At 68.6% G+C, this 2,661-nt stretch carries 3 protein-coding genes; all 3 read left to right on the top strand.

Annotated elements, in window-relative coordinates; genetic code table 11:
* Positions 1–53: 53 nt before the first annotated feature.
* Genes urtC through urtE form a run of 3 tightly spaced genes read left to right on the top strand, consistent with a single transcriptional unit; the run spans position 54 to position 2,661 of the window.
* Positions 54–1,190, top strand: coding sequence for an urea ABC transporter permease subunit UrtC (urtC, locus tag NVV99_RS26140; protein ID WP_024101774.1), 1,137 nt, complete (start codon positions 54–56; stop codon positions 1,188–1,190).
* Positions 1,187–1,969: an urea ABC transporter ATP-binding protein UrtD gene (gene urtD / locus NVV99_RS26135; protein WP_024101775.1), complete on the top strand. Its 783-nt coding sequence runs from the start codon at positions 1,187–1,189 to the stop codon at positions 1,967–1,969. The genes urtC and urtD overlap by 4 nt, the downstream gene beginning before the upstream one ends.
* Positions 1,969–2,661 (top strand): urea ABC transporter ATP-binding subunit UrtE, encoded by a 693-nt coding sequence (gene urtE, locus NVV99_RS26130; RefSeq protein WP_064852239.1) that lies wholly within the window; start codon positions 1,969–1,971, stop codon positions 2,659–2,661. The genes urtD and urtE overlap by 1 nt, the downstream gene beginning before the upstream one ends.

Here is a 2,661-nt window from a genome sequence, read left to right as displayed (position 1 = left end):
CTGCAGGTCCGTCCGCAGGGCCTGTTCGCCGTCAAGACGAGGAGCCTGGTCTGATGTCCGCGACCTTCTCGACCCGCACCTTCACCCGACCCGGACCCGTACGCACAGCAGGCGGATTCGCGATCGCCGCGATCGTCCTGTTCGGTCTCGCCCCCGCCGTCCTCTCCGATTTCCGGCTCGGCCTGCTCGGCAAGTTCCTGTGCTTCGCGATCGTCGCCGTCGGCATCGGCCTGGCCTGGGGTCGCGGTGGCATGCTCACCCTCGGCCAGGGTGTCTTCTTCGGCCTCGGCGCCTACATCATGGCCATGCACTTGAAGATCTCCGACGCGCAGCTCCGCGGCGACACCGTCCCGGACTTCATGCAGATCGCGGGCATCCGGGAACTACCCGCCTACTGGACCCCGTTCGCCTCCCCCGCCGTCACGCTGCTGGCGATCCTGATCGTGCCGGCCCTGCTCGCCGCCCTGCTCGGCTTCGGTGTGTTCGCCCGCCGCGTCAAGGGCGCCTACTTCGCCATCCTCTCCCAGGCACTGGCCGCCGCCTTCGCGATCCTGCTCATCGGCCAGCAGTCCACCGGAGGATCCAACGGCCTCAACCGTTTCCGCACCTTCTTCGGCTACGACCTGTCCGATCCGGTCAACAAGCGGATGCTGTTCTTCATCGTCGCCGCGATCCTGCTGCTCGTCGTCGCCGCGACCCGCCAGCTCATGCAGTCCCGCTACGGCGAACTGCTCGTCGCCGTGCGCGACCAGGAGGAGCGGGTCCGCTTCCTGGGCTACGACCCCGCCCTGATCAAGGTGGCCGCCTACACCGTCGCGGCCTTCTTCGCCGGCATCGCCGGGGCGATGTTCGTGCCCATCGTCGGCATCATCTCCCCCGCCGACGTCGGCATCGTCCCGTCGATTGCGTTCCTCATCGGTGTCGCCATCGGCGGACGCACCACCCTGCTCGGCCCGGTCCTCGGCGCGGTGGGCGTGGCGTGGGCACAGACCACCCTGTCGGAGAACTTCCCGTCGGCCTGGACCTACGCGCAGGGCCTGCTGTTCATCGTCGTCGTCGGCTTCTTCCCCGCCGGCCTCGCCGGAGTCATCACCCTGCTCCGCCGGCGCCGCCGCACCACCCCGACCGAACCCACACCCCCGACCGAACCCGAGCCCGCCGACCTTCCCGAGATGGAGCCCGTGCGATGAGCAAACCCGTCTACGGCGGCAACGCCGGAATGAGCAGCGACTACCTCGAGATCCGCGACCTGCGTGTCACCTTCGACGGCTTCACCGCCGTCGACGGCGTCGACCTCACCCTCCTCCAAGGCGACCTGCGGTTCCTCATCGGCCCCAACGGCGCCGGCAAGACCACCCTCGTCGACGCCGTCACCGGCCTGGTCCCAGCGACCGGCTCGATCACCAAATCCGGCGTCGAACTGCTCGGCAAGAAGACCCACAAGATCGCACGCCTCGGTGTCGGCCGCACCTTCCAGACCGCCTCGGTCTTCGAGGAACTGTCCGTTCTGCAGAACCTCGACATCGCCGCCGGCGCGAGCCGCTCCCCGTGGCAGTTGCTGCGCCGCCGCAACAACGTTCTGCCCGAGATCGAGGAAACACTCGAGACGATCGGCCTGACCGCCCACCGCGACACCCCCGCGGGCATCCTCGCCCACGGGCAGAAGCAATGGCTCGAGATCGGCATGCTGCTCGTGCAGAACGCCGACGTGCTGCTCCTCGACGAACCCGTCGCCGGAATGAGCGGCGACGAACGCGAGGAGACCGGGCAGCTGCTGCGCCGCATCGGCGCGCAGCGCACGGTGGTCGTCGTCGAGCACGACATGGACTTCATGCGCGCCTTCGCCACCTCCGTCACCGTCCTCGCCCGCGGCAAGGTCATCGCCGACGGCACCGTCGACCAGGTCCAGAACGACCCGCAGGTCCAGCAGGTCTACCTCGGGACCGCCACCGCTGCTCAGGAGGCATGATGCTCGAACTCGTCGACGTCCGCGCCGGTTACGGTCGCACCGAGATCCTGCACGGCATCTCCCTGACCGTGCCGACCGGCAAGACCGTCGCGGTCATGGGCCACAACGGTGCCGGCAAGACCACACTGCTGCGCGCCGCCGTCGGCCTGCTGCCCGTCACCAAGGGAAAGATCCTCTTCGACGGTGACGACATCACCTCGCTGCGACCATCTGCCCGCGTCGCCCGCGGCCTGGCCTACGTCCCCCAGGGGCAACAGTCCTTCGGTCAGCTCACCTGCCGGGAAAACCTGCAGGTCGTCGCCGACACGCGCCGCAACGGCCGTCAGTTGGTCACCGACATGCTCGACCTGTTCCCCGCCCTCGTCCCGCTACTCGACCGCCGCGCCGGCCTGCTCTCCGGCGGTCAGCGCCAGCAACTCGCCATCGCCCGCGCGCTGATCACCGAGCCGCGCATGCTCATCCTCGACGAGCCCACCGAAGGCATCCAGCCGTCGGTGGTCACCGAGATCGAGAACACCATCGTCGAACTCGGCCGCAGCGGCGACCTCGGGGTGCTGCTCGTCGAACAGCACATCGGTTTCGCCCTCGACAACGCCCTGCACTACTACGTCCTCGAATCCGGGCGCATCACCTCGACGGGTGACGGTGGTGTCGACGCCGCCTCCACCGTCCGTGCGGCGATGGCAATCTGA

This window comes from Rhodococcus sp. PAE-6, from assembly GCF_025290685.1.
Lineage (GTDB): Bacteria > Actinomycetota > Actinomycetes > Mycobacteriales > Mycobacteriaceae > Rhodococcus > Rhodococcus pyridinivorans.
Note: the sequence above shows the minus strand (reverse complement) of the source record. Positions and strands in the feature narration are given on the sequence as shown.

Bases quoted from the DNA above. Each gene is read 5' to 3' on its own strand.
- urtD (WP_024101775.1), top strand. From the start codon at position 1,187: ATGAGCAAACCCGTCTACGGCGGCAACGCCGGAATGAGCAGCGACTAC.
- urtE (WP_064852239.1), top strand. From the start codon at position 1,969: ATGCTCGAACTCGTCGACGTCCGCGCCGGTTACGGTCGCACCGAGATC.
- urtC (WP_024101774.1), top strand. From the start codon at position 54: ATGTCCGCGACCTTCTCGACCCGCACCTTCACCCGACCCGGACCCGTA.